This is a genomic window from Billgrantia aerodenitrificans (assembly GCF_021404405.1).
GTDB classification, from domain to species: domain Bacteria; phylum Pseudomonadota; class Gammaproteobacteria; order Pseudomonadales; family Halomonadaceae; genus Halomonas; species Halomonas aerodenitrificans.
Window position 1 is genome coordinate 1 of sequence record NZ_JABFTV010000009.1, and the last position, 26,142, is coordinate 26,142.

A 26,142-nucleotide genomic window follows, 5' to 3' on the forward strand; every position below is an offset into this window, starting at 1 on the left:
ATACGATGTCCTCAATGAGGGCCCAGCCGTTGTCGGAGATCTCGTAGCGTCCTGCCATAGGTCACCTATGCTGCTGCGGCATAGGTGACATTAGCAAATTCGAGTTTTCGGACAAAGCCTAGGACAATGGCACATCAGGTCGGCAGTGGAGAAGGAACCGCCAGTCGCTGCACCTGCCCGGCCCATACCCCCCGGGTGTCGACCAGCAGGCGGCCGGTCAATTGCTCTTGCCCGATTTTCTTGAACGCCTTGTGGTCGACCAACAGCACGATGATGTCCGCCTCGACCAGAGCCACATCGATACCGACAAGCTTGGAGCCCTCCAGGCTCGTTGGCAGTACATCGATATTGGGCTCGACCACCATCAGCCTGCTGGGCAGCCTGGATTTCAATGCCTGGGTGATGGCGAGCGCCGGGCTTTCACGTAGGTCGTCGATATCAGGCTTGAACGCCAGCCCCAGGCACGCCACGGTGATGTCGCGGGCGGTGCGCTCAGGGTGCTGACTCAGGAACTGACCCACCGCTTGACTGACCTTGTCGATCACCCACTCGGGCTTACCATCGTTGACGTCGCGTGCCGTGCGGATCAGACGGGCCTGTTCCGGGGCTTCGCTAATGATGAACCAAGGGTCTACGGCGATGCAGTGGCCACCCACACCCGGCCCCGGCTGCAGGATATTGACCCGCGGGTGACGGTTAGCCAAGCGGATTAGCTCCCACACGTTGATGTCCAGCCTATCGCAGATGATGGAAAGCTCATTGGCAAAGGCAATGTTGACATCGCGAAAGCTGTTCTCGGTCAGCTTGGCCATTTCGGCCGTGCGTGCCGTAGTGCTGATGCAATCTCCCTGCACGAACAGCTGATACAGCTCACAAGCGGCCTCGGAGCAACGTGGCGTCATACCGCCGATTACCCGGTCATTCTCCACCAACTCGCGTACCACGTGCCCCGGCAACACCCGCTCCGGACAGTGCGCCACGCGAATGTCCGACGCCTCGCCCAGTTGGCTGGGGAAGCTTAGGTCCGGGCGCGCCTCCGCAAGCCAGGCCTCCATTTGCTCAGTGGCCCCCACCGGCGAGGTGGATTCCAGAATGACCAAGTCGCCTGGCTTCAGTACCGGTGCGATCGAAAGGCTAGCCGAGTGAATGTAGCTTAGGTCCGGCACATGTTCCTTCCCCTCTTCACGCTTGAAGGGGGTAGGCACAGCGACCAGGAAAGCATCTGCCGGTTCCGGCACGGTGGTGGCCCTCAGGTAGCCCTCCTTGACCGCCGCATGGACCAGCATGTCGAGTTCGGGCTCGACGATATGAATCTCACCACGGTTGATGGTGTTCACCGCCTGCAGGCTGATATCCACACCGATGACCCGCTTACGGCGAGAGGCGATGACAGCAGCGGTGGGCAGGCCAATATAGCCCAACCCAATCACGGAAATGGTTTCAAGAGACATAAATTGCGTTCCTTGCGTACTGAGAAGGCTGCAAATTAAAAGCTTAAGAGAGGTCTAAGAGATCAAGCCGTAGCCAGTTCTTTGCTGGCCTTACGGGTCGAACCCAGAGATTCAGCAAGGTGATCGAGAATACGCGCGCAGGCCTGGCCGTCGCCGTATGGGTTGTGCGCGCGGCTCATGGCTTGGTAAGCGGTGTCGTCAGACAGCAGTGTGTCGAGTTCACGTGTGATGGTGGCCACATCGGTACCCACCAGTTTGACGGTGCCCGCCTCGACCGCCTCCGGTCGTTCGGTGGTATCACGCATCACCAGCACCGGCTTGCCCAGCGACGGCGCTTCTTCTTGAATACCGCCTGAATCGGTGATGATTAGGTGAGCCCGATTCATCAAATACACGAACGGCAGATAATCCAGCGGCTCGATCAGGTGGATGTTGTCGATATCCGCCAGCAGCCGGTTAACGGGTTCTTGCACCTGAGGGTTGAGGTGAACCGGATAGACGACCTGTACATCGGGGTGCCGGCTTGCGGTGATGCGCAGTGCCTGGCAGATGCGCTCGAAGCCACCGCCGAAGCTTTCACGGCGGTGGCCAGTGACCAGAATCATGCGGCGAGCGTCATCCAGGAAAGCGAACTGATCCTGGAATCGCGCCTGTAACGCAGGTGTCGTTTCAAGCTTCTCGACTACATCCAGCAAGGCATCGACCACCGTATTCCCCGTGACCAGGATGCTATCCGGCTTGGCGCCCTCCTCGAGCAGGTTGCGGCGCGAGCGCTCGGTCGGCGCAAAGTGCCACGCGGCCAGAGCTCCGGTCAGCTTGCGGTTGGCCTCTTCCGGCCACGGGGAGTAAAGGTTACCGGTGCGCAGCCCCGCTTCGACATGAGCCACCGGTATTTGCTGGTAGTAGGCGGCCAGGGTCACTGCAAAGGTAGTGGCCGTATCACCGTGCACCAGCACCACATCGGGCCGCCAATCACTCAGTACGCCTTTCATACCCTGCAGAATGGCGGCAGTGACATCGGTCAGATCCTGACCTGGCCGCATGATCGAAAGATCATAGTCCGGTATCAGTTCGAACAACGCTAGTACCTGATCCAGCATCTCCCGGTGCTGGCCGGTCACGCATACACGCGTATCGAAGCGTGGATCCGCCTGCAGGGCGAGGGACAGAGGCGACATCTTGATCGCCTCAGGGCGTGTGCCGAAGACACAGAGCGTGCGCAGTGGCCGCGGTGAAGTCATACGGTCTGCCTTCATCAGGATTGTAGGATTGGGATCGCTTGCGCCAATAGGTGGTCAGAGCGATGCGAGGTAGCTACTGGCCGCGAAGCGCCTCAGCCGCTTCGATGCTGACTCGCGCTACCTCGAAGATTTCTTCAGCGGGTATGGGAGTAGCCCGACCTTGCTCGACGGCGGTAAGGAACGCCGCCGCGCAGGCCTTCTGGCCCTTGTCTTGTTTCCACAGGTTGAGCTTGCGAAAGCCCGGCCAGCCGAAGCCGTGCAGCTTGCGGAAGTTGTCGAGCTGCAACACGCGACCGGCGGCGAACACTTCGACACGCTCCTTGGGGAAGCTGGCCGAACCATTGGCCAGATAGTGAATGGTGCCGAAGGAGCCGTCGGCGAAGCCCAGTGTGATGGCTGCCTTGTCCTCGGTGATCGCCATGCCGGGGTTGTCGCCCATTCGCCGTGCCTGAACCGAGATAACCGGGCTGCCGGCCAGAAAGCGCATCAAGTCGATGAAATGACAGGCCTCACCAATGATGCGCCCTCCGCCGACATCCGGATCCTGAGTCCAGTGCTCGGGTGGAATAGCCCCTGCGTTCATGGTCATAATGAAGCTTTTGGGCTCCTTCACCGCTCCCAGCAGTGTCTTCATCTTCTGTACCTGGGGGGCAAAGCGCCGGTTGAAGCCCAACATCAGGTGAGGCTGTTGGCCGCTGGCGTGAGCCGTGTGGTAGGCCGCCTCTACCTCGGCCAACCCCTCCCTGCAAATCGCCAAGGGCTTTTCGACGAAGACATGCTTACCTGCTGCCAAGGCTTGGCTAACGAAGTTTGCATGGGTGTCGTGACGGGTGACGATGGCCACGGTGTTGACGGTGTCGTTGGCTAGCAGCCCCACCAGATCCGTAGAGGCTTCGGCAAAACCCGCTTTCTCACCGTGAATCACCCCGTTGATGCCACCTGCGGTGACCAGGGTGTGCAACTGGGCACCAGCAGCCTTGAAGGCCGGGATCAGCACTCGAGAAGCGTAGTTACCGGCGCCGATCATACCCAGCACAGGCCGGGTAGCATCGAACTGTACTTCGCGGTTAAGGGTAACGGACGAAACGGTGCGCTGCTCTAGCGGTGCATCATACTCCAGCAAGATACCCAAGGCCGCGCGCTCCTCGGTGAGCACCCGGTAGGCCTCTGGCGCATTAGCGAAAGCGAAGCGGTGAGTAATCAGCGGTTCGACGTCCAACTGGCCGCTGGCCAGCATATCCAGCACGGCCTCGAAATTGCGCTGCTCGGTCCAGCGCACGAAGCCGAGAGGATAGTCATTGCCCTTTTCCTCGTAGTTCGGATCGTAGCGGCCCGGGCCGTAGGAGCAGGAGACCTGAAAGCTGAGCTCCTTTTCATAGAAGTCGGCACGGTTGAGTTCCAGCCCGGTAACGCCCACCAGGATGATGCGCCCACGCTGGCGACTCATACGTGCCGCCTGGGTGACCGGATCGTTCGACTTGGTGGAAGCAGTAATGATGACACCATCCACGCCGTTACCGCGGCTGAAGGCGAGCCCCGCCGCCACCGGGTCTTCGCCCTGAGCCGGGTTGCAGATCTCGGCGCCGAACTTTTCGGCCAAGGCCAGCTTGGCGGCATCAAAATCGATGGCCAGTACACGACAACCGTGGGCACGCAGCAGCTGTACCGCCAACAGGCCGATCAACCCCACCCCGGTAACCACAAAAGCCTCGCCTAGAGTCGGCTGCGCCAGTCGGATTCCCTGCAGGCCGATAGCGCCTACCACAGTAAAGGCCGCCTGTTCGTTAGAAACCCCCTCGGGAATGCGCGCGCAGAGATTCTGCGGTACCTTGACGATCTCGGCATGGGGGCCATTGGAGGCCACGCGATCGCCCGGCTTGAAGCGTAAAACACCCTGCCCCACTTCGCTGACCACGCCGACATTGCAGTAGCCTAGCGGCAGCGGCTGGGCCAACTTTGAGCGCACCGCCTCCACCGTGGTCATCAGTCCATCAGTCTGAACCTTCTCCAGCACCATCTTGACCTTCTCCGGCTGCTGACGGGCCTTCTGGAGGTAGGAGGCGCGGCCGAAATCCACCAGCATGCGCTCGGTACCGGCGGAGACTAAGGTAGTTGAGGTTGAAATCAGCAGGCTACCGGTGCTAGCACGAGGTGAAGGGGCCTCGGTGAGGGTAGTGGCGCCTTTGGCAAGGTCTTGGAGAACTTGTTTCATTAGTAGCTCAAAAAAATTATGTAATATTAGACATTAAATACAGATCTCACAGATTCCTTCCAAGAGCTGAATTTCTTAAGTTCATGAGCTGCCGCCTGATTACCCCCCCCCCCTGAAGCAGAATTTTTTTGTAGATCCTTAATAGCAGAAACTATTGAAAACGCATCATCAGGATCGAAATACAAAGCAGCTTCCCCACATATTTCTCTGGAAAAGTCCAAGTCAGACGTTAAAATTGGCAAGCCTATAGACATTGCCTCTAGATATGGAAGTCCTACCGTCTCTAGCTTTGTTGGCATCAGCAATGCATCATGCTCTAAATATTGAAGAGTCAATTCTTTTTGCGTTAATACACCAAGGTTGCTGACCACTTTTGTAGAGTTAAAACCAAGGTTAGTGAATTTCTCAGGAGGTAGTGTCAATGAGATAGAAACAGTCATTCCTTGGCTTTCAATCTGATCGGCAATTTTCCTTATGGCACTGAAGTTTTTGTGGCTATAATACAAGGCCGGATATATCAAACGAAGACTTTCTTTATTCTCTAAAAATTTATTAATGTTATTACCATATCTCAAATCAACAAACCCCGGATAAACATAAAAAACATCTTTACATGTGGTATTATTTAATTTTTCTTTCAATCTTTTCCGCATGGTAGCTGTCTGCACGACCCATACACTAACATACCTAGAAAAAGCTCTTATCAAAGCATACCTTAAAGCTCTGGACATTATTTCTTTTATGCTTGCGCCATTGCTATAGTTGAAACCGTAAACATAATAAGCCCATTGCAAATAGACCTTTTGCTTTAATGCAGTGCGAGAGGGAACGTTTCCAAGCGACAATATTTCTACAGCGTTATATTTTCTAGCAAGCCAGTCAACCCAGTAACCATAAAATAGTAATACACCACAACCGCTCAAAAACATCGGTGGCACAACGAGGATCTTTGGACCATTTTCTCGACTCGCCAAAAGATAATTTCTGATTTCATTATTATTCACAAGAAAAACACATTCTTCAGGAGAATAAATGTAGAACTGCTCCAGCACAGTAAAACCACCACCGCTTGATAAATTTGCAGCATTGACTAAAACCATTGAGCCACAACCCTAAAATACAAAAAACATTTAAAAATACGGCTAACAAGATTTATATCTCATAGAGATACTGAATCCTAAAAGCCTTTTTACTAACAAGTGGCATATGCATAGTTAAAATCGACACCTTATCAACCACTTGCCATGTGCAAAGTTAGAGAACATTGCATCCCAATCATTTTTAGAGCTTAAAAGGCAAATCAGCCATTAGAAAAAGCCGTTTCCGTATACAATTATATTCTTAATAAAAGGCACGCTTTTATAAGAAAAATAAGTTAACATTAATATCATTGCAGGATGGTTGAGCTTATGCTCAACCATAAGTAAATAAATTACAGTCACAACCGCCAGCATGTTAATTCTCATTCCACCAAGAATGGCGATCATAGGATAGAATGGAAGTAACGCCATCATTATTCTAAATTTATTCACTGCTACGAAAATTGAAACAAAAGACAAAATTATAATATTTAAAAGCTCAAGTGCACTGGTATCACGAGCTGCATGACTAGCTCCTTTTATAAAAATACCATCCCAAAAAAAATAAGCTATGAAAAAAGAAGAAAGGCCTGCGACAACAACCATACGGAATGAACTTACTCTAATTGCCCGTCGCCGTAAAAAAATCTTAACATCCTTCGCAAGAGTGCAGAAGATTATGGAAGGGAAAAAAAGTAGAGATTGGAAATGCGCCATCGGAGAAAGAAATAACAACACGTTTCTAACCAAGCCGGAAAAATAGAATGCATAAACAATAATTATAAATGCGATTTTTAACCTTTCTGCCCCAGTTAGCAACACAACAGTGTAAAAATTCGTCAAGACAAGAGCCACCGCCAACCATGAAACATGGTGCTTTCTTAAAATAAGAAAGATACCAGACAAAAGTAAAACATTTAAGAAAGAAACATAAACATTTTTATCGATGCCAAGCGAGGCCCCTATCCATATTAAATAAGGAGAAAGCACCTCCCTAGATGAGAGTTGAGCTAACGCAAGGCTAGGCACTTCTTGGAAGGTGGCAAATTTTAGTGAATTGTAGAAGCGATGATAATGAACCTGATCTCCGTCAACGTAGAAATGAAGGAGGAAATAAGAAGCTCCAAAAAAAATCGGAACTAGAAGAAAAGCATATAATACTGTTCTCTCTTGATAGCTTTTAGTCAACAAGCCTGCGATCCTATACATTAATCCATTTTATAAAACTAAAGAGCCCGGAATAATTAACAAGTTTGTCCAGATGGGTTTGACAGAGACTGCAAAGCCGGGTGTGCGAATATGCAATCCCAACATCACGTTTTAAAAAACTGGAAGCGCTTCTTAAAACCACCAAAAATCTAACGCCTTTATTTAAAAACAAAAGCTCTGAACAAAGAATTAATTCGCAACATTAAGGAAAGAGGCAACAGCTTTATCCAAGGAGTATCGCTTTGCCCTATCCCTTGCATGCCCCCCTAAAGAATGAAACTCAGATAAATTCGTGGCTAAAGCGTAGTATGCTTCAGCCAACTGTTCACAGCTTCCCTCGGCTACAAAGATAGCTGACCTATCATCTAAAGATTGCTTGAAAGTGTAGTTGTCCCAACATATCATTACTCTACCAGCAGCCATACCTTCAAGCATCCCGTTAGATACCCCCCCCCCGCCACACTTTGATGCTTGATTAGAAAAGGTCAAACATACATTGGCGGTAATACCAGAAAGATAGCCAGCAATTTCATTATTACTGATAGGTCCTAAATAGCGAAAATTATCAAATGAGCGAACAGATTCCATTTCCCCCTCAAGCCTCCCCTGTCCGACCACGTGAAACTCAATAAGCTGACGACTGCATTTATATTTTTGATTGAATATTTCAATAGACCTTAAAAATTCAAGGAACCCTTTTTCTTTTGACAACCTACCTATATATGAAACTACTACCGGGTTTGTTTTCAATTTTTCTTTGCTAGCAGCCGTGTATTTACTAACGTCTATACAGTTAGGGATATATACCGAATCCACTCCCCTTGCCACATAGGCTTTTTGCGTATCAAGCCCGTTTGATATCAAGTGATGAGCACTTTTTAGAACTCTTAGCTCTTTCCACAATAAAATTTTCTTTATGTGTTTAACTCGTGATTGATTTATTTCTTTTTCCAAAATACTTCTTATCCATATTATGCGACGGCATCTCATCCGACTCCGAAAAGCCAAAGGCTCCCATAGACTACCTACCGCCACAACAACATCTTCTTTGTTAAATTTCTTAAGTTTCTTGGCTATAATCCACGAAGAAATATAAAATTTTAATGGCGAGCGCCATAGTATTTTTGGGAAATATGCTGGCCTCTCTATCCCAACCATCTTAGAATAATTACTCAACTCAGAACAAAACGTGTCTTCAACTCCACCTTCTTTCAAATGTAAAATTTCGACTTTATCCTTCCCAACTTTGCCAGCAAGTTTTGGTATAAAGTTCATAAGCCACGTCTCTCTCCCCCCGCCGTTCCGATTCAAGTTTGACAAAAGGATAAATATGTACATTTTCCCTTCCTTATAATCTCACAATCAATCACATTTTACTTCTGAAAGCTTCAGCACTGAAAATATAACGGCCATGTAAATGGAATAAAACAGAAAGCCGGTTATCGCATATATTTCTACAACTAGATTATTCAAATAAAGCCCAGCATAAAGCACAATGCCAGAGCGAAACAAAAAACCAAAACACTGTAATATCAGTGCGGCCTTATGCTTAGCCACCATATGCAACGATATTGAAACGGGCGAGCTGATAAATTGCATGAAAAACCATGGCACCATCCACGCTATTAACACTCCGGCTCTTGACCACTCTTCACCAAAAATTACCGGCACTAGAAAAGGGGATGCAACACCTGCGACTAGCAGTGGAAAAAATCCAAGCTTGGTTAAGACCAGAATGGTTTTACGTGTATACTGGTTTAACTTTCCATTTTGGTGATAGTATGGTGCCTCCGAGAGGTAAACCTGACCTACAGCTCTTCCTAGAAGAGCCATAGGAGCAGACAATAGCCTGATTGACAACATAAGAAAACCGACTTCGGGACCCGCTGCATAGGTCGCAATTAAGAGCAATGGAACTTGGCTTGCTGCAGAATTAGTAAGTGCTTCAAGCGTTGATAACTTTGGGTATTTTTCATATTCACGGAAGGTATCTTTAATTTCACCCCGAACTATTTCTTTGCGGAGGGGTGGGTTGTTCTTGTAGTAATGATGCGCCAGGCGCCATACACCACCTCCCATATTTATCACTTGGCCTATCAAGAGACCAAGGGGGGTAAGCCCTAAATAGCCAAGTCCAATCTGGGTGCTAGAACCACTCACAGCCTGCGTTATTTTAGTTTCACTGATAAGATTGTAATTTTTTTCCCTTGTTGCCCAGTATTGGTATGCTGCATAGGCGCCTGTAAGTACTCCACCAAGCGGAATTATCCAAAGATACCCAATGAGCCGCCCCTGCGTAATAGAATGTATTTCATTTGAAAACATTATAAGCAGCATAGAGAAAACCACGTTCACAAAAAAGACGCTGATCAAAGAAAGCGCAAGTAAATCTTTAGCTTTTTTATTCTCTTTAGGTATAGGTATCGCGATTTCGAAGCGTAAACATGAAACTACTGTAACAAGTGCCAACAAAGAAGAATACACTGCCAAAATGCTGAAATCTTCTGGGCTGTAAAGCCTTGTCAGTAATGGCAGTGTAAAAATCGCTATTAGTTGAGATATGACTGTACCTCCAGCCAGAATGCTCACCCCACGTGCGAAACCACTCTTTGGAAAAATGCGAAACAATCTTTTTTTAAATTTTTCGGAAGTCATATAATTTAAAAACTACCATGTGCAGCTGGTACAGACTGCCCATATAAAGCCATACTCTCATGGATATTTATTAAATTTCTTACAATTATTACTTGATTGCATAGCTCTAAATAAGGATGCATTGGCAATGAGACCACATGCTGTGCCGCAAAATCACCTTCATATAATAGCGCAGCAGTATAATCATCTGCAGGTTGCTGATTCAGAGGTATCGGATAGTGCACAGCCGTTGGAATACCTGATTCTTTAAGAGCAGCCTGTACCTGATCACGCTCTCTTACGCGAATGGTGTACTGGGCCCAAGCGCTGGTATTGTGTGGCTCCACATAAGGAGTGCTGGTAATGCCCAGCTCGTTGAGCAGTGAGGTATAGCGCTCTGCAACCTGCTGGCGTAGCTGCAGCTCCTCATTGAAGATACCCAGCTTAGCCAGCAGAATCGCGGCCTGGAGTGTATCCAGGCGGCTGTTCACGCCTACACGGATGTGGTGATAGCGGCGGTCCTGCCCATGGCGAGCGATCTGGCGTAGTACGGTGGCCAATTCGTCATCATTGGTGAAGATGGCACCGCCGTCCCCGTAGCAGCCCAGCGGCTTACTGGGGAAAAAGCTGGTGGTCGCAATGGTGCTCAGGTTGCAAGACTTACGTCCTTTGTAGGTAGCCCCAAAGCTCTGGGCCGCGTCTTCAATCACCGGAATACCATGTTTGTCGGCAATGGCATTAATGGCGTCGAAGTCAGCACACTGCCCGTAGAGCGAAACAGGGATGATGGCCTTGGTTCGCGGGGTAATGGCCTCTTCGAGTAGGGTGGGATCGAGGTTGTAGGTACGCGGATCGATATCCACATAGACGGGTTTGGCACCTAGAAGCGCAACGGTCTCGGCAGTGGCGATGTAAGTAAAACCAGGTGTGATTACTTCGTCACCTGGACCGATGCCCAACGCCATCTGTGCGATCTGTAGGGCATCGGTGCCGTTAGCACAGCTAATACAGTACTTGGCACCGGTATAGGCAGCTAGCTTCTCTTCAAGTTCGGCCACCTCAGGCCCGAGGATGTATTGACCATGGGCCAACACTCGCTGGATGCCGGCATCGATCTTATCCTTGATACGTGCCTGCTGGGCGGCTAGATCGATAAAAGGAATCATGCGTTCACCCTCGTCAGCCGCTTGTCATCCAGCACGTAGCGGTCCCCCGTATGCTGGCACACCGTCTCACCCTTGCCCTCCAAGGGCAGCGCGAGCTGTTCACCGTACTGGCTCATCCAACCTATCTGTCGGGCTGGAACGCCGACCATCAATGCATAGGCCGGCACATCCTTGTTGATCACCGCACCGGCGCCGATAAAGGCGTACTCACCGATGGTCACACCGCACACGATGGTACAGTTGGCGCCCAAGGTGGCCCCCTTCTTCACCAGAGTGTCGCGGTACTCGCTCTTGCGCTCGATCAGGGAGCGGGGGTTGTAAACGTTGGTGAAGACCATGCTGGGCCCGCAAAACACGCCATCTTCCAGTGTCACATTGTCATAGACGGAGACGTTGTTCTGCACTTTGCAGTGGTCACCAATCACGACCCTGTTTCCGACGAAGACGTTCTGACCAAGTGAGACGCCCTTGCCGATGCGGGCACCACTGCATACGTGCACGAAGTGCCAGACACGTGAGCCCGCTCCTATCTGGGCGCCCTCATCGACGATGGCGGAGGGATGGATCATTATGCTCGTGTCACTCATATCACACTAACCTGTTAAGGAAAGGGTGGGCTTCGCCGGCTTCTGGCGTTTCCGGTTGGGCAGAGCGGATGGTGTTAACGGTCTCGATGCAGTGACGGGCATCCTCGATGCCGTAGCCACGGCCGGCAAGAATCTCCTGGTAACTCACCGTGTGCAGGTCGGTAAAACCGCCGGAGAACTCGATCTCTTTACCATCGACAGTGATGGAGCGGTAGGTTGACTGCTTACCTTTGGCGCTCTCCGGCAGGTCGCGAGCATCAATGGAGAGGAACCAGGGCACTCTCGCCTTCTCATACTCCAGGTAGCCGGCGGCCTTATCGTTACCGGCGTAGTGCAACACGTTCTTTTGCAGCTTGCCGAAGATGAAGTGCAGCATATCGAAGAAGTGCACGCCGATGTTGGTGGCCACGCCAAAGGACTTGCGCGGGTCGCCTTTCCAGCTCTCCATGTACCACTTGCCACGCGAGGTGATGTAGGTGAGCTCTACCTCGTGCTTGCCAGTACGTGACTCCTGCTTCACTTTCTGCTTGAGCTCTAAGATCGCCTGGTGGTGGCGCAGCTGCAGGATGTTGTAGACCCGCCTCCCGGTCTCCTGCTCAATCAGAGCCAGCTCATCAAGAAGCTCGGGGGTCGGCACCAGCGGCTTTTCACAGATTACGTCGCAACCCAGTCGCAGGCCGGCGGCAATATGGGCATGGTGCAGATAGTTGGGCGAGCAGACGACCACGTAATCCAGGGCTGTCTCGGCAGTGCGCTTGAGCTGCCAGGCGTGTTCCTGGAAGCGCTCGAACTCAGTAAAGAACTCGCTCTGAGGGGAAATGGAATCGATGATGCCCACAGAGTCGTTGATGTCATAGCCAACGGCGAGCTGGTTGCCGGTTTCTCTGATGGCTTTCATATGCCGCGGGGCGATATAGCCGGCAGCACCGATCAGGGCAAAATTCTTCATTGGTGTGATCCTCAGGCCTTGATGATATGGTCGGCGGGTTCACGGTAAATGCCGCGGCTATCCACGATCAGACGGGCGTGGTGCTTAATCAGGTCGAAATCGAAACGGTCGTGGTCTGTAGCCAGCACAACCACATCAAAGCTCGCCAGGCTCTCTGCGGTCAGTGCCACGCTGGCCAACTCGAAGTGATGCTCGCGCATCTTAGGAAAGACCGGAACGTGGGGGTCGCTATAGGCCACCTCAGCACCCTTGGCCTCGATCAGCTCCATAATTTCCACGGCGGGGGACTCGCGCATGTCGTCGACGTTCTTTTTGTAGGCAATACCCAACACCAACACGCGGCTGCCCTTCAGGGCTTTGCCATGATCGTTCAGACCATCCATTAACTTGCTGACGACGTATTCCGGCATGGCGCGGTTGATCTCACCGGAAAGCTCGATGAAACGGGTATGAAGGCCGTACTCCCGCGCTTTCCATGTCAAGTAGAAGGGATCGATGGGTATGCAGTGGCCGCCTAAGCCCGGGCCCGGGTAGTAGGGAGTGAAGCCGAAGGGCTTGGTTGCAGCAGCGTCCACCACCTCGAAGATATCGATGCCCATGCGGTCGGCGACGATTTTCATCTCATTGACCAAGCCGATGTTTACAGCGCGGTGGATATTCTCCAGCAACTTTGTCATTTCTGCGGCTTTGGTGGAGCTGACCGGCACAACCTGATCAATAGCAGGAGAATAGAGTGCAATACCCACTTCACGACAAGCCGGGGTGTGCCCGCCTATCACTTTAGGAATCGTGCGAGTCTCAAAATTTGGGTTACCTGGATCTTCTCGCTCGGGTGAGTAGACAAGAAAAATATTTTCACCCACTACCAAGCCATCTTGTTGAACGCGTGGCAACAGCTCTTCCTCGGTAGTACCCGGATAGGTAGTGCTCTCTAGAGACACAACTTGGCCTTCACGCAAATACGGTTTGATAGCGTTGACAGTATTGATGACAAAACTCATGTCCGGCTCACGATACTTATTGAGCGGAGTCGGCACACAAAGAATTATGGCGTCTACTTCAGCAATACGACTAAAGTCTGTCGTCGCTTTGAACCCGCTCTCCCTTGCCTCGGCTATCGCCTTGGAGGGAATATGCTCAATATAGCTATGTCCAGCATTTAAATTTTCGACTTTTTGCCGATCAATGTCAAAACCCAATACACGGAAGGCAACGGCATTATAACGAAGCATTAATGGAAGACCCACATACCCAAGCCCAACTATACCAATTACTGCTTCTTTTGTGCTGAGTTTTTCGATAGCGGCTTTTTCTACATTGAACATACAACTTCCAATATTATAATAAAAAAGGTTTTCAAAAATTTCCCAAAAAACTACGAAAGCACCCCAGAATGAGGGTTAGAAATAGCATTCCATAATTTCCGGCTTCACCACGTTTCGTGGCCTATCCACGCTCAGCTTCTTTCACCATGGCAACGTGGTTGCTGAGCAATTGCAGCGGCACACTGTAGATGATCGGCGCGGTCAGATCGGGCACCTTGGGCAGCGGCAGGTTAATAATATCTTCGTCCGTTTCCATGGCGGCGTGCTTACAGGTGAAGTTGATCAGTTGGCCACCGCGGGCTCGCATTACCTGCATTTCCCGCAGCTTGTCACTGGGAGCAACCGTTACCACGCCAATATCGCCTTCCACCAATGCCTGCCGCGCATTTTCCAAGTCGCTGGCGTCGTATGCTTCGGTGTCAATGCCAGCTAGCTCTTTAAGCTTGAAGGCGGCTTCTCGTGCTACGGGGTAAAGGCTGCCTTCTCCGATAAAGAGCACTTTGCGCTTGGTGGCGAGCAGCGGCGCCAGTTCGGCAATGGTGGGCTCCAACTCCAGCACTTGGTAGAGCTGTTCTGGCAAGGCGTGTAGTGCTTCAACTCCCTCCGCCAGGGAGTTGGCATCCAGCACTCTACGTTGGCGGCCGATGGCCAGTGCCAGCCAGGCCAGCACGGCAAGCTGAGCGGTAAAGCCTTTGTTGGTAGGTTTGCCATGTTCCAAGCAAGCGTGGGTGAACATGCAGCGCTCGCTCTCACTGGCCAGTCGGCTGCCGGGGATGTTGCAAACGGCAAGCGTAGCGAGGTAAGGCTCGCTCTTGGCCGCGTGCAGCGCTGCCAGCGTGGCGGCGCTTTCTCCCGATTGCGAAATCACCAGGCACAGCGTACCGGGCATGACGACTCCTCGCCGGTAGCGGAACTCACTGGCCACTTCCACCCGGCAGGGAACCTTTGCCACGGCCTCGAGCCAGTAGCAAGCCACCATGCCGGCATGGTAGCTGCTGCCGCTCGCGACGATCTGCACCTGGCGCACCTCGCTCAACAGCTTCATGGCGCCGGGCCCCAGGCTGTCGAACCACAGCTCGCCCCGCGGGGAGAGCTTGTCCGCCAAGGCTCTGATCACGGCCTCGGGATGTTCGTGAATTTCCTTGCGCAAGTCGTGACGATACTTGCCCCTGCTTTCGCTCAGCATGTCATACATGATTACCTCTTCCCGGCTTGTGGAATTAGATGAAAGGGGAAGAACGGGAGCGACAGGCAGGGTGTGGCAGGAGCGCGCGCGCGAGGCGGCATTCTCCACACGACAGAGAGGAAGGTGCGCCATGCCTTGGCTTCTCGCAGGCACGGGTAGCAGCGCATGGTGGCCCATGCGTGAGTGTGAGAGTTCCATGTTCCCTGCCAAGCGCACGGTGTCATGTGCGCTGTGTTCGCTGATCCTTGCGGGCGTTACGTTGGTGGTTATTATCGCCCTGATGAGTATGCGTATATTTGCTGTTACGAACTGAGTCGCAACACACCGCCGCCGTAGCGGCGGTATGTTTTGGCTAGTTAGGGGTTGCTAGGGCTTTTTGGGCTTATTATCGGTATCGGAGTTACTTGTAGGCTCAGTGTTACTTGTAAGCGTAGTTGTAGTAGCCGTAGCCGTAGGCCGTGGCGGCCTTGCGCTCGATGGCGTTGAGAACACAGCCCTTCACTTCAACCCCGGCCGTTTCCAGGCGGCGCCGGGCCACTTCGAGTTCCTTGATGGGGTTGTGCTGAAAGCGCACCACCATCATGGTGGTACCGCACTGCTTGCCCACCACGGCAGCATCGGTCACGGCCAATACCGGCGGGGTATCGATGATGACCAGGTCGAAGCGCTGGCTGACCTCTTCCAGCATTTGGCTGAAGCGCTGGGTAAGCAGCAGCTCCGAGGGGTTGGGCGGCACGCTGCCGTGTGAGAGGTAGCTCAGCCCTTCCTGGGTAGTGGTGCGTAGCACTTCGTCCAAGTTGGCCTTGCCGGCCAGCAGCTCGGAGAGCCCGCCTTCGCTTCTGCCTTTGAAGGCGAAGTGGATATGTCCCTTGCGCATGTCGGCATCGATCACCAGCACGCGCTGGCCGGCCTGGGCGCACACCGCTGCCAGGTTGATGGAAACGAAGCTCTTGCCGATGCCAGGGCTGGGGCCGGTGATCACCAGGCGATTGTCGCTGCCCTCCATCATGGCAAAATGCAGGCTGGTACGCAGGCCGCGCAGCGCCTCGATGGAGGTATCCGCCGGGGCACGCTCGGCCAGCAATGCCATGGGCACTGCCCTGCCCTTGCGCTCCTGGCGCCGCCGCACCCGCTCGGTGAGTTTGCTCTGCTCATTGGAGAGCGGCACGGTGGCGTACACCGGCAGCCCGGCCTGCTCGATCTGGGCGGGCGATTCCACTCCGCGGTTGAGCAGGCCGCGCACCAGCACGACACCCACCGCCACCATGCCGCCCAGCAGCGTAGCGAGGATCACGATGAGCGATTTTCTCGGCTCTACAGGCTGGCGCTGCACCATGGCACCATCGAGAATGCGCACGTTACCCACGGTGCTGGCCCGGGCGATGTTCATCTCCTGCATCTTGTTGAGCAGCTGAACGTAGATCTCCTGGGTCACTTCCACGTCGCGGGTGAGGCGCAGCATCTGCTGCTGGGTTTCCGGCAGGTTGTTGATCTGGCCGTTGAGCTGAGCGCGCTCGCGCTGGAGCTGCTGCTTCTTTTCGAGCAGGGCGGCGTAAGTGGGGTGGCTGGGGGTGAAGCGGCGCGAGATCTCAGCCTCGGAGAACTCCAGCTCGTTCAGTTGGGCTTCCAGATTGACGATCCGGTCGAGAATGGCCTTGGTTTCGAGCGAGAGATCGACACTGTCTTGCTGCATGCGGTAGGCGTTCAGGGTGTCTTCTGCTTGGCGCAGCTGGCCGCGCACTTCCGGCGCTTGTCGCTCGAGGAACTCGAGGCTCTGCTCGGCCTCGGCGCTTTGGCGCTGAATGTTCTGGGTCAGATACACCTGACTGATGGCGTTGAGGGTGCGCTCTGCGCGGACCGGTTCGGCGTCTCTCACTGAGAGATCGAACAGGCCGCTGTCGCGCCCCTGCTGGCTGACGCTGAAGCGCGAGCGCAGGTCGTTGATTACGTCGAGCAGCGGCTCTTGCACCAGGGTGAACTCGGCCCCCGGGGCAGCCATTATTTCGGCGATGCGAAGATCCACCTGGCCGCCGAGAAAGCTTTCGTTCTGCCCTGCCCGGCCCTCTCCCAGCTCTTCGCCCTCCAGGCTGAGGCGGTAACGCTCACCATCGAGCACCCGCAACACGAAAGGCTGACCCTGGAAGGCAGGGCCGACACGCAGCTCGCCCAGGTTGAGGGTTTCGCCGCCCCATACGCTGCGCCGGGTAAAGGCGTACCGGTCGACGAAGGCCGGTCGCTCGAGGCCACGCCGGGCGAGGAAGTCGCCCACCAGTGGCAGGCGACGCGGCGTTACCGTCACGTCCAGCCGCTCCTGCTCGATGGCACGGCCCAGCACCAAGCGTGAACGCAGGATACCCAACTCGGCCTCGGCCTTGGTCTCTTCGCCGAGCATGGAGCGCATGTCCTGCAGCGGATTGCTCAGGCCGGCCTTGCTCTCCACCTGCACCAGGGCATCGGCACGGTAGATGGGCGTGGCCAACAAGGCATAGGCCGCACCGAGCACGGTAAACAGCGCCGTAATCGCCACGATCCACCATTTGTGGTCGAGCAGCAGGCCGAACAGGCGGCCCAGGTCGATTTCATCGTCGGCCGGCGCCTGGGGGGCCGGAGCGGTGGGCTGAGCTACTTCTGACATGGGTACTCCGTGAGCTTCAAGCTAGTGCAGTGACAAGCTGACGCTTGAAGAAAAACAACACGTTAAAAGAGAGAAGTGAAGTGGTGGCTCACAGCTTGCCGACCCAGGTTTCGGTGGCTTGCTTGATCAGCTCGTGAGCGTGCTCGAAGGCTTCGCGGCTCTTGCGGTAGGGGTCGGGGATTTCGCGGCCTTTGCCGCCATCGAGCCAGCGACCCAGCAGCATGGTCTTCCCCAGGGCGGCTGGCTCCATTTCGGCCACGGCGTGGCGCTGGCCGTCGCTCATCACCAGAATCAAATCGGCGGCTTGCAGCAGCGCCGGGGTGAGCTGCCGTGCCTGGTGGGCCGACACGTCCAGCCCTTCGGCTTCGGCCAGCTCGCGAGCGGTGGGTTCTACGCCCCGCCCCACCAGCGCTCCCAGGCCGGCGGAGCTGAACTCGCGATGCGGCAACCGTTCCCGCAGCATGGCTTCGGCTACCGGGCTGCGGCAGATATTGCCGATACAGACGACGAGAATACGCTGGAACATTAGAAATCGTCTCGCAGGTCTCGAATATCTCGCGTGGCGCGGGTGACCTGATACACCGCAGTGATACTCGGCAGCAGCTGGCTGATCACCCGGTTCCAGCGGCCCAGCGGCGTGGTGGTCACGTAGATCACGTCGTTGGGTTCGAGCTGGAAGCGCGTACCCAGCATCATGGCTGTGGCGTTGCGTGCGTCGAGCTGGTAAACGGTGGCCAGTTGGCCGCTTTCGGGTGCGGCCTCACGAATCACGAAGATGCCGCTGGCATTGGCACTGCCCTCGTTGAAACCGCCGGCCCGGGCCAGCGCGTCGGTCAGCGAGAGCCGCGAACGGCCCATGGGCAGGCTTAGGGTCTCGCCCACCTCGCCCATGACGAAGACATGCTGGGCCATGTTGTCGGCTACGTGCAGCACGTCGCCGTCGCGTAGTACACGGTTCTGATTCAGCTCGCCGCGATAGAGCATGTCGTACAGGGAGATGCGGTACTCTTCGCCGTCGCGATTCAGCGTCACCTCGTGCCAGCTGGCCGCTTCATTGAGCCCGCCGGCATGGCTGATGGCATCGAGCACGGTGAGCGGCACGTTGGTGATGGCCTGGCGCCCTGGCTGTTGAACTTCCCCCGTGACCAGCACCTTCTGCGACTGGAAGGAGGCCACCCGCACTTCCACCTGAGGGTCGGCGATGAAGGTGGCCAGGCGAGCGGCAATCGTATCGCGCACCTCCGAAACCGTGCGGCCTGCCACCGGCAACCGGCCGATGTAAGGATAGTAGAGTGTCCCGTCGCTGTGCACTACGTTGCCGGACTCCGCGGCACTGCGCTCGCCGCCGGCGGGTATCGTCAGCTCCGGATGGTCGTAAACGATGACGCTGAGCACGTCGCCCCGGCCGATTCGGTAGTCGTAGCCTTCCACATCGGCCAGCAACGTATCGCTGAGGCGGCGCATGTCGGCATTGCTGGGGGCTGGCTGCTGGGCACGCAGCAGCCCTGGGGTGATCGGACGGATCTCCACCAGATCGTCGAGCGGGGCGCTTTCGGCTCGGGAATGGATATGCCCGCCAGGCGCGTAGGCGCAGCCGGCCAGCAGACCCACGCAAGCCAGCAGGGCGAACCGTGAAAAAAGAGTGTGTTGCATTCAGCCAGCCCCTTGCATTTCGTTCAGACACGCTACCGCCCCGGGGTGTTGGTTGGCGCATCCCCGAGGCCGGAAAAAGCCCTCCCTGTCAGCACGAAGGCGCTGACAGAGGAGCCTGTTAACTTGAGTCACGGCCTGTTGGTGTCGCCAATATGCGACAAGGCGAACACCTAGGCGTAGAGAAACGTGGCGATACTACACATCGCATTACATGGAGACCATGCCTCTGGTCATTTTTTCTATGCTTTGAGTGGATCTCCTACAACTCTTGTAGTCTTTGGCTTACACCAAAAGACCCATACGCAAAGAGTGCTAGGCATGAGCATTCTCATGGCGTTAACATCATATGACCCAAGCCTCAGATTTGTAACTTTTAGTAACAGTCGCCACTTGGCGACGCCACGTGCACAGGGAGTCTCGGAATGAAGATCAAGGTTATTGCGGTGGCAGCTCTCACGAGCATGCTGCTCTCTCCGTTGGCTATGGCTCAGGAAGCTGCTGGAACGGCGGGTACCGGAACGACCGGTACGGGTACCGCTGCTGGTGGCACGGCTACAACAGGCGGTGCAGGCGCAGGCGCAGGCGGTGCAGCCGCTAGCGGCGCAGGCGGTGCAGCCGCTGGCGGCGGCCTGGCAGGCCTGAGCGCAGCTACCGGCCTTTCCACTGCGGCATTGGCGGGTATTGCCGTAGCGGGTGCCGTTGCCGTAGGTGCCGCTGTGGCCTCATCCGGTTCCAGCAGCGGTGGTACGGGTACCACAGGAACCACCGGCACCCAGTGATGCGGTTTGCGCAATATCGCCTGCCTTTGCAAGGCCGCCTCCGGGCGGTCTTGCTGTTGTGTGGGGCCACACTCGGTTTGGCCGGTTGCGCCAGCGACGGCCTGAGCCCGCTTGGGACCTCATTGCAAACGATGCTGCCCCAGCGAAGCGGGCTGCCCGCTCAGGCAGCCGAGATCCCTTACGCTTCGCTGTCGTTGCGCATGGGTGGCATGCAGGGTTTGGCCGTGATGGGCGCCCAAGTGGGTGGGCACAGCTACTGGCCGTTGGCCGACGGCATGATGCTGGCCCTGCACGGCGGTGGTCTTTACGCCACCAGCGGGCTGGAGCAGGACCTGATGGCGACCCATTACCCGGATTCGATACTGCCTTGGCAGCTCGAAACACCAGCCCGTTTCCAATTGGTACGCCATTGGCGCAATGCCGAAGGTGAACTCGAGCGCGGCGTAGCCCAAGGCACGCTCGAGTGTGCCGAAGCCGAACCGACCAGACTGCCTTTGGGTGAGCGCCTGTTGCAGCGTTGTGTTCAGCACTTGCAGTGGCAGCACGGCCCAAGCCAGCGCTCGAAGCTGTGGCGCGATCCTCACGACTTCACGCTGTGGGCAGTGGATGAGCGCCCCTGGCCGGGGGCGCCACGCATTCACTGGCAGGTGGCTCGTCACTGGTGGGAATAGACACTCATGTATGACCGTGCAAAGACGCGACGCCAACGTTGGGTGGCCCTGTTGATGGCGCTCTCGCTATGGCCCGCGGCCGCCAGCGCGCAGCGGGAAGCACCGACCGACAGTGCCATGCCCGCCACGCTGCTCGAGGCATGGCTGGCGTGGCAGGCCCAGGAGCAGGAACCTCTCGATTGGGCCTATAGCTTCGCCCTGCGCACTAGAGATGCCAGCGTTCTAGAGCCGCTTCGAGCGGAATTGCTGGGAGAGCTCGCCAGCCTGGGCGATACCCTGAGACTGATGGGACACGAGCCCGGGGCACGCCACCTGCAGGCTTGGCATCACGCCGTTCAAGGTCTGCCTGCCGAAGCCGCCCGCTCTCCGGAGCGGCTCGACCTTCCCTGGCTTGCCGCTTCGCTGCGGCGCAATGTCCCAGTCGGCAATTTGATTCATCTGGGCACTTGTGAGCCGCCACCTTGGGTGGAAGTGTGGGGTGCCAACGGCGTATCCCGGCTGCCATGGCAGCCGGGTATGACCACCGCCGGGGCCATCGCTCAGTTGCCCGCCAACGGCTATCGCACCCTGGACCGGGCGACCCTGATTTCACCCTTGGGCGAAACCACCACGCTGGGCGTTGCCAGTTGGAACCGGGAATCGCTGCCGCTGGCACCCGGCGCCCGATTGGTGTTGCTGCTGCCGGAACATGACATGGGCGGCACCCTGGAGGGCAGCCTGGTCAACCGGCTGCTGGTACGTTTTCTTGCCACTCGCCTACCCGGTGACGTTTGTACCCTATGGCCTACCCGATGATTTTTTGTTCTGCCCGACAGCGCGCTGCCAGGCGCGTTGGCTCCTGGCTTTGCTATGCAGGCCTTGCCCCGCTGCTGCTGTGCAGCCCGACGGCATGGGCCCTGGGTACCGGCCAAAGCGATTTCGGCGGGGTCGGCCTGATGCAAACCCCCACCGCGCGCATGGCGCCGCTGGGCCACTTTGCCGCCACCTTCAGCCGTACCGCGCCTTACCGTCGCTATGGGGTATTCGTTCAACCCACGCCATGGCTGGAAGCGGGCTTTCGCTATGTCGAGATAGAGGACAAGCTCTACGGTGAGCGTATCGCCGGCGACCGCAACTATCTCGACAAGGGGCTGGATGCCAAATTCCGGCTGCTGCAGGAAGGCCCTTATCGGCCTCAGGTCGCCTTGGGCTTACGCGATGCCGGCGGTACCACCCTGTTCGGCGCCGAGTATCTGGTGGCCAGCAAGCGCCTAGGTGAATTCGATTTTTCTCTGGGCGTGGGCTGGGGCTACCTGGGTGCCAGCGGCGACGCCGGCTCACCGCTTGGCTGGCTCGACAGCCGCTTCGACGAGCGGCCCGAGGAGTATGGCGAAGGCGGCGGCCAGTTCGAGATCTCGCAGCTGTTCCGTGGGCCGGCCGCTCTGTTCGGCGGCGTGGAGTATCAAACCCCGTGGCAGCCGCTGGTGCTACAGCTCGAGTACGAAGGCAACGACTACAGTAACGAGCCGGCCAGCGCCCCCCTCCGCCGCGAGTCGCGGCTCAACCTCGGCTCGCGACTGCAGCTTGGCGAGAGTCTTTCACTGCATGCCGGCTGGCAGCGTGGCGACGTTTTCATGGCCGGGGTCTCGATTTCCACCAACCTGGCGGGGCTCTCCCAGGCCAAGCAGGACCCGCGCCCGATGCCCTTGGATGCTGCACCGCAAGGCGACTGGCAGCAGGTTGCTCGAGCCTTGGAAGCCAACGCCGGCATGCGGGTTGCCGAAGTGGCGCGCCAGGGCAACAGTGTTCGAGTGACGGCCGAACCGCTGCGCTATCGCAATCTGGCCACCAGCGAGGGCCGTGCGGGGCGCATCCTGCATGCTGAGCTCGAACCGGAGGTAAGCGAGTTCCGCTATCGCTGGCAATCGCAGGGGCTGGCCCTGCGTGAAAGCGTGCACCCGCGGGATTCCTTCGCGGCTGGGGTGGCCTCGACGGATGCTGCCAGCGACCATCTGCAGGGCGTTTACGTACACGCGCAGCTGGAACCCAGCGCTGGCGAGACGCTCTACCGCAGTACACCACGCCGCTTCGATTACCATATCGGCCCGGCGCTGGAACAGAATTTCGGCGGCCCGGATGGCTACCTGTACCGGCTCTCGGCTTACGCCGACGCGGATTGGTACACGGACGCCCAAGGCTGGCTGTCGGTACGGGGAGACGTCACCCTGGCCGACAACCTGGACCGCTACGAGTACATCGCCGCTTCGGAACTGCCTCGGGTGAGAACCTATATCGGCGATTACCTGGCCAGCTCCAATGCGGGCATCACCCAACTGCAGTACACCCGCACCGCACAACTCGCCCCCGACTGGTATCTGCTGGGCTACGGCGGGCTGCTGGAGATGATGTACGCCGGGGTGGGCGGCGAAGTGCTCTATCGGCCCTTCAACAGCCGCTGGGCACTCGGCCTGGATATTAACCGCGTACGCCAGCGCGAATTCGATCAACGCTTCGAATTGCGCGACTATCAGGCCTGGACCGGCCACCTCAGCGCCTATGTCGATACCGGCTTCGAGGATCTGCTGGCACAGATCAGCGTCGGTCGCTATCTGGCGGGCGACCACGGTGTTACGTTCGATCTCTCTCGCGAATTCGCCAACGGCGTGCGTGTGGGTGGCTGGGCCACCTTCACCGATGTCGGCAACGACTTCGGTGAGGGCAGCTTCGACAAGGCGCTGTATCTCTCGATCCCGCTCGATGCCTTCTTCGTGCGCTCGAGCCGCGATCGCGCCGACATCGCCTGGCAACCGCTCACCCGGGATGGCGGTGCGCGTCTCAACCGTCGCTACTCGCTTTACGAGCTGACCAAAGAGCGCCAGTTGAGGAACTACTGGCAAGAATTCGACGCCATGTGGGAGTAAGCGTCGCTGGTGGCCGTGCCCGGTCTTACGCTGCCTGGAGCCACCAGCGCCAGGCAGCGGCCGCCGCCATGCCCAGGCCGATGGCGAGCAGCGGGCTACGCCATAGGATGGCTACCAGTGTCGTTGCCAGCGCAGCCAGGCGGGCTCCGCCGTCGCCGAACATGATCAACGGTGCCACGATGGCGATCAGCACCGACGTGGACATGGCATCGACGAAGCGCTGCACCTTGGGGCCCAGGGGCACTCTCGACATGACCAGCAAGCCAAGCACGCGGGAACCATAGGCGATAGTCGCCAACAGGCCGATGGCCAACAGTGATTGCCACAGCGGTATGGAGCTCATCAACCGGGCTTCCCCTCTCCATGCCTGGGCATCACCACGGCCACCAGGCCGCCGGCCAGTCCCCCCACCATGACATGCAGGTAAGGCGGCAGCCAGCGGTAGGCCGCCAGCGCCGCTATGGCCGCCGCCAGCCACGGCATAGCCATGACCAGGCGTGGCCGACCGCCAAACAGCATCATCAGGAAGAAGCAGAGCATGATCACATCCAGGCCGAAGCGCTCCGGCTGGGCGATCCCGCCGCCGAAGGCCACGCCTACCAGAGTACCCAGTATCCATGCCGCCCACAGGGCAATGCCGCTGCCCAGCAAGATGCCCAGGTTGCGCTCACCGCGGTGGTACTGACCCAGCGCCATCGCCCAGTTGGAGTCGCTCATCAGCACCACCAAGGCAAACTGCCGGCCACGGCCAAGCGGCTGCAGCCAAGGGTATAGCGCCGCACTCATCAGCATATGACGCGTGTGGATTGCCACGGTAACGGTGGCCAGCGCGAGCAGCGGCATGGGCGAGTGCCACATATCCAGCGCCGCGAACTGCGACGGTGCCGAAAACACCAGGGTGCTGAGCAGCAGCGCTTCCCAATTGGCCAGGCCATGGTGCACGGCAGCCACCCCGAAGGCCAGACCGAAAGCCACCGTGAAGGTGGCGACTGGCATCATCATGACCAGGCCGCGCCAGGTGCCCGGTACATCCAGCCACGCCTCGCTATTCGTTTGCCTGTTCATCACCATCCCCTTGCATGAAGACTCCCCGTCATACCGTTCCTCGAGCCAAGTGGCTAATGTTCGCCGACCTACCGAGCTTGGCGCTGCAAAGAAAAAAACAAACAGTCCTGCTTGTTTTTTTCTTTGGCAGAGTCTAGTTTGGAATTCGTACGTTGGCTATCCAACTCTGCCAACGCGAGATCACAAGAGCAACAAAGCCGCCGTCAATACGGAACGGGAGAACAATATGACCTGCAAACGCAAGGCGCTGACACTGGCTGTCACCACACTGGCCCTACCTGCCCTCTTCACCACGGCGCAGGCTTCCACTTCCTTCATCGCCAATTCCTTCTACGACCAGCAACATCCGCATTCCCGCTATGGCTACATTGAGTGGGCGGAAACGGTCGAGCAACTCTCCAATGGCGAACTGAAGCCCGAGGTATACACCGGCACGGTGCTGTTGGCCCCACGCGCCAACCTTCAGGGCATTCAGGACAATATCGTTCAGGTAGCCCACCACGCTGCGGTATACACCCCTTCCGAGATGCCGGTCGCCAATGCGGTGCAAGAACTTGGCTTCAACTTCGACGATCCGCTTGTCGGCATTCTGGCCGTGACCGATTTCAGCACCCGCAACCCGATCCAGCTGGCGGAGTGGGAGGAGCTGGATATCGTCTACCTGGGCGCCTACAACACGCCCCCTTACGTGTTGTTCTGCCGCGAGCCGGTGCGCACCCTGGCAGAGCTGCGTGGAAAGCGAATTCGTACCGCGGGTTCCACCGTTTCAGCCTGGGTTGAGGAAGCCGGCGGCGTACCGGTCAACGTTCCATCAAGCGAAATGTACAGCGGCCTGGATCGCGGCTCTCTGGACTGCGCCTCCAACGCGGCCAACGATTTGATCGACCGCTCGCTGTGGGAAGTGGCGCAGCACACTACCCTGCTGCCCACCGGCATGTATTGGTCGGGCCCTCAGTGGGGCTTCAATTCCGAGTTCTGGGCCGGTTTGAGCGATGGCGAGCGGGACGTCTTCAAGCAGGCGACCGCCAAGGCCATGACGCGCATGATCGTGCAGTACCTGGCGACTGCCGATGCGGCTCTGGAAGAAGCGATAGGCCACGGCAATAACGTCTACGAACCCGGCGAAGACCTGATGGATTCGGTCGAGGCGTACCGTGAAAGGGCCTTGGCCGGCATCTACGATACGGCCCGCAACAACTACGGGGTCGACGATGCCGAAGCCTTGATCGATGACTTCCTTGCGACCTACGAGAAGTGGCAAGGCTTGGTGGGTGAGGTAGACCGCAACGATGAAGAGGCGCTCGCCGCTCTGGCAATGCGCGAAATCTTCGATAAGCTGCCGGCAGACTACGGGATCTACTGACCCGTCTCGCTCAGGCCGCCTCACCGAGGCGGCCGCT

General features: G+C 56.5%; 21 protein-coding genes. 4 read left to right on the forward strand and 17 right to left on the reverse strand.

Annotated elements, in window-relative coordinates; translation table 11 throughout:
* Nucleotides 1-134 precede the first annotated feature (134 nt).
* The 15 genes from wecC to HOP59_RS16635 all read right to left on the reverse strand — a co-directional run bounded on the left by wecC (nucleotide 135) and on the right by HOP59_RS16635 (nucleotide 19,327).
* Nucleotides 135-1,451: a UDP-N-acetyl-D-mannosamine dehydrogenase gene (wecC, locus tag HOP59_RS16565; RefSeq protein WP_234254698.1), complete on the reverse strand. Its 1,317-nt coding sequence runs from the start codon at nucleotides 1,449-1,451 to the stop codon at nucleotides 135-137.
* 62 nt (nucleotides 1,452-1,513) lie between these two features.
* The gene (gene wecB / locus HOP59_RS16570) at nucleotides 1,514-2,692 is read right to left on the reverse strand and encodes a non-hydrolyzing UDP-N-acetylglucosamine 2-epimerase (RefSeq protein ID WP_234254699.1); all 1,179 of its coding nucleotides are present in this window, start codon (nucleotides 2,690-2,692) and stop codon (nucleotides 1,514-1,516) included.
* A 73-nt stretch (nucleotides 2,693-2,765) separates the two neighbouring features.
* Nucleotides 2,766-4,904: a bi-domain-containing oxidoreductase gene (locus tag HOP59_RS16575; RefSeq protein WP_234254700.1), complete on the reverse strand. Its 2,139-nt coding sequence runs from the start codon at nucleotides 4,902-4,904 to the stop codon at nucleotides 2,766-2,768.
* Between the two features lie 26 nt (nucleotides 4,905-4,930).
* Nucleotides 4,931-6,004, reverse strand: a complete 1,074-nt coding sequence (locus HOP59_RS16580; protein ID WP_234254701.1) for a glycosyltransferase — start codon at nucleotides 6,002-6,004, stop codon at nucleotides 4,931-4,933.
* A gap of 207 nt (nucleotides 6,005-6,211) precedes the next feature.
* Nucleotides 6,212-7,174, reverse strand: coding sequence for a hypothetical protein (locus tag HOP59_RS16585; protein WP_234254702.1), 963 nt, complete (start codon nucleotides 7,172-7,174; stop codon nucleotides 6,212-6,214).
* A gap of 207 nt (nucleotides 7,175-7,381) precedes the next feature.
* A complete protein-coding gene (locus HOP59_RS16590) occupies nucleotides 7,382-8,530 on the reverse strand; it encodes a glycosyltransferase family 4 protein (RefSeq protein ID WP_234254703.1) in 1,149 nt (382 codons plus the stop codon).
* A 24-nt stretch (nucleotides 8,531-8,554) separates the two neighbouring features.
* On the reverse strand, nucleotides 8,555-9,847 hold the full coding sequence (locus tag HOP59_RS16595) for a lipopolysaccharide biosynthesis protein (protein WP_234254704.1): 1,293 nt from the start codon (nucleotides 9,845-9,847) through the stop codon (nucleotides 8,555-8,557).
* 5 nt (nucleotides 9,848-9,852) lie between these two features.
* Nucleotides 9,853-10,992 carry a DegT/DnrJ/EryC1/StrS family aminotransferase gene (locus HOP59_RS16600; RefSeq protein ID WP_234254705.1) on the reverse strand — a complete coding sequence of 380 codons (1,140 nt, stop codon included), beginning with the start codon at nucleotides 10,990-10,992 and terminating at the stop codon, nucleotides 9,853-9,855.
* Nucleotides 10,989-11,561 carry an acyltransferase gene (gene wbpD, locus HOP59_RS16605; protein ID WP_234254706.1) on the reverse strand — a complete coding sequence of 191 codons (573 nt, stop codon included), beginning with the start codon at nucleotides 11,559-11,561 and terminating at the stop codon, nucleotides 10,989-10,991. Before wbpD ends, HOP59_RS16600 begins: the two co-directional genes overlap by 4 nt.
* A 19-nt stretch (nucleotides 11,562-11,580) precedes the next feature.
* Nucleotides 11,581-12,528: a Gfo/Idh/MocA family oxidoreductase gene (locus HOP59_RS16610; protein WP_234254707.1), complete on the reverse strand. Its 948-nt coding sequence runs from the start codon at nucleotides 12,526-12,528 to the stop codon at nucleotides 11,581-11,583.
* Nucleotides 12,529-12,539: 11 nt separating this feature from the next.
* A complete protein-coding gene (gene wbpA, locus HOP59_RS16615) occupies nucleotides 12,540-13,853 on the reverse strand; it encodes a UDP-N-acetyl-D-glucosamine 6-dehydrogenase (protein WP_234254708.1) in 1,314 nt (437 codons plus the stop codon).
* 121 nt (nucleotides 13,854-13,974) lie between these two features.
* Nucleotides 13,975-15,171, reverse strand: coding sequence for an SIS domain-containing protein (locus tag HOP59_RS16620; RefSeq protein WP_234254709.1), 1,197 nt, complete (start codon nucleotides 15,169-15,171; stop codon nucleotides 13,975-13,977).
* Nucleotides 15,172-15,457: 286 nt separating this feature from the next.
* Nucleotides 15,458-17,674 carry a polysaccharide biosynthesis tyrosine autokinase gene (locus HOP59_RS16625; protein ID WP_234254710.1) on the reverse strand — a complete coding sequence of 739 codons (2,217 nt, stop codon included), beginning with the start codon at nucleotides 17,672-17,674 and terminating at the stop codon, nucleotides 15,458-15,460.
* Nucleotides 17,675-17,762: 88 nt separating this feature from the next.
* A complete protein-coding gene (locus tag HOP59_RS16630; RefSeq protein WP_010628924.1) occupies nucleotides 17,763-18,200 on the reverse strand; it encodes a low molecular weight protein-tyrosine-phosphatase in 438 nt (145 codons plus the stop codon).
* On the reverse strand, nucleotides 18,200-19,327 hold the full coding sequence (locus HOP59_RS16635) for a polysaccharide export protein (protein ID WP_010628925.1): 1,128 nt from the start codon (nucleotides 19,325-19,327) through the stop codon (nucleotides 18,200-18,202). The genes HOP59_RS16630 and HOP59_RS16635 overlap by 1 nt, the downstream gene beginning before the upstream one ends.
* 910 nt (nucleotides 19,328-20,237) lie before the next feature.
* On the opposite strand from HOP59_RS16635, the gene HOP59_RS16640 reads away from it, so the two are divergent.
* Genes HOP59_RS16640 through HOP59_RS16650 form a run of 3 tightly spaced genes read left to right on the forward strand, consistent with a single transcriptional unit; the run spans nucleotide 20,238 to nucleotide 23,677 of the window.
* Nucleotides 20,238-20,777, forward strand: a complete 540-nt coding sequence (locus tag HOP59_RS16640; protein ID WP_234254711.1) for a YjbF family lipoprotein — start codon at nucleotides 20,238-20,240, stop codon at nucleotides 20,775-20,777.
* A 6-nt stretch (nucleotides 20,778-20,783) separates the two neighbouring features.
* Nucleotides 20,784-21,572, forward strand: coding sequence for a capsule biosynthesis GfcC family protein (locus tag HOP59_RS16645; RefSeq protein ID WP_234254712.1), 789 nt, complete (start codon nucleotides 20,784-20,786; stop codon nucleotides 21,570-21,572).
* Entirely contained in the window at nucleotides 21,569-23,677 is a 2,109-nt protein-coding gene (locus HOP59_RS16650) for a YjbH domain-containing protein (protein ID WP_267965961.1), read from the forward strand. The genes HOP59_RS16645 and HOP59_RS16650 overlap by 4 nt, the downstream gene beginning before the upstream one ends.
* A gap of 25 nt (nucleotides 23,678-23,702) precedes the next feature.
* Here the strand turns inward: HOP59_RS16650 and HOP59_RS16655 are convergent, their stop codons facing one another.
* Nucleotides 23,703-24,020, reverse strand: coding sequence for an AzlD family protein (locus HOP59_RS16655; RefSeq protein WP_234254714.1), 318 nt, complete (start codon nucleotides 24,018-24,020; stop codon nucleotides 23,703-23,705).
* Nucleotides 24,020-24,742 carry an AzlC family ABC transporter permease gene (locus HOP59_RS16660; protein ID WP_010628930.1) on the reverse strand — a complete coding sequence of 241 codons (723 nt, stop codon included), beginning with the start codon at nucleotides 24,740-24,742 and terminating at the stop codon, nucleotides 24,020-24,022. Before HOP59_RS16660 ends, HOP59_RS16655 begins: the two co-directional genes overlap by 1 nt.
* Nucleotides 24,743-24,968: 226 nt before the next feature.
* Here HOP59_RS16660 and HOP59_RS16665 point away from each other — a divergent pair, with 226 nt between their 5' ends.
* Nucleotides 24,969-26,105, forward strand: coding sequence for a C4-dicarboxylate TRAP transporter substrate-binding protein (locus tag HOP59_RS16665; RefSeq protein WP_010628931.1), 1,137 nt, complete (start codon nucleotides 24,969-24,971; stop codon nucleotides 26,103-26,105).
* Nucleotides 26,106-26,142 lie beyond the last annotated feature (37 nt).

Excerpts from the sequence above, each read along its gene's own strand:
- HOP59_RS16610 (WP_234254707.1), bottom strand. The coding sequence starts at position 12,528 with ATGAAGAATTTTGCCCTGATCGGTGCTGCCGGCTATATCGCCCCGCGG.
- HOP59_RS16645 (WP_234254712.1), top strand. The coding sequence starts at position 20,784 with ATGTATGACCGTGCAAAGACGCGACGCCAACGTTGGGTGGCCCTGTTG.
- wbpD (WP_234254706.1), bottom strand. The coding sequence starts at position 11,561 with ATGATCCATCCCTCCGCCATCGTCGATGAGGGCGCCCAGATAGGAGCG.
- HOP59_RS16640 (WP_234254711.1), top strand. The coding sequence starts at position 20,238 with ATGCTGCCCCAGCGAAGCGGGCTGCCCGCTCAGGCAGCCGAGATCCCT.
- HOP59_RS16575 (WP_234254700.1), bottom strand. The coding sequence starts at position 4,904 with ATGAAACAAGTTCTCCAAGACCTTGCCAAAGGCGCCACTACCCTCACC.
- wbpA (WP_234254708.1), bottom strand. The coding sequence starts at position 13,853 with ATGTTCAATGTAGAAAAAGCCGCTATCGAAAAACTCAGCACAAAAGAA.
- HOP59_RS16630 (WP_010628924.1), bottom strand. The coding sequence starts at position 18,200 with ATGTTCCAGCGTATTCTCGTCGTCTGTATCGGCAATATCTGCCGCAGC.
- HOP59_RS16665 (WP_010628931.1), top strand. The coding sequence starts at position 24,969 with ATGACCTGCAAACGCAAGGCGCTGACACTGGCTGTCACCACACTGGCC.
- HOP59_RS16590 (WP_234254703.1), bottom strand. The coding sequence starts at position 8,530 with ATGTACATATTTATCCTTTTGTCAAACTTGAATCGGAACGGCGGGGGG.
- HOP59_RS16655 (WP_234254714.1), bottom strand. The coding sequence starts at position 24,020 with ATGAGCTCCATACCGCTGTGGCAATCACTGTTGGCCATCGGCCTGTTG.
- HOP59_RS16580 (WP_234254701.1), bottom strand. The coding sequence starts at position 6,004 with ATGGTTTTAGTCAATGCTGCAAATTTATCAAGCGGTGGTGGTTTTACT.
- HOP59_RS16650 (WP_267965961.1), top strand. The coding sequence starts at position 21,569 with ATGATTTTTTGTTCTGCCCGACAGCGCGCTGCCAGGCGCGTTGGCTCC.
- HOP59_RS16625 (WP_234254710.1), bottom strand. The coding sequence starts at position 17,674 with ATGTCAGAAGTAGCTCAGCCCACCGCTCCGGCCCCCCAGGCGCCGGCC.
- HOP59_RS16600 (WP_234254705.1), bottom strand. The coding sequence starts at position 10,992 with ATGATTCCTTTTATCGATCTAGCCGCCCAGCAGGCACGTATCAAGGAT.
- wecB (WP_234254699.1), bottom strand. The coding sequence starts at position 2,692 with ATGACTTCACCGCGGCCACTGCGCACGCTCTGTGTCTTCGGCACACGC.
- HOP59_RS16620 (WP_234254709.1), bottom strand. The coding sequence starts at position 15,171 with ATGGCGCACCTTCCTCTCTGTCGTGTGGAGAATGCCGCCTCGCGCGCG.
- wecC (WP_234254698.1), bottom strand. The coding sequence starts at position 1,451 with ATGTCTCTTGAAACCATTTCCGTGATTGGGTTGGGCTATATTGGCCTG.
- HOP59_RS16595 (WP_234254704.1), bottom strand. The coding sequence starts at position 9,847 with ATGACTTCCGAAAAATTTAAAAAAAGATTGTTTCGCATTTTTCCAAAG.
- HOP59_RS16635 (WP_010628925.1), bottom strand. The coding sequence starts at position 19,327 with ATGCAACACACTCTTTTTTCACGGTTCGCCCTGCTGGCTTGCGTGGGT.
- HOP59_RS16660 (WP_010628930.1), bottom strand. The coding sequence starts at position 24,742 with ATGAACAGGCAAACGAATAGCGAGGCGTGGCTGGATGTACCGGGCACC.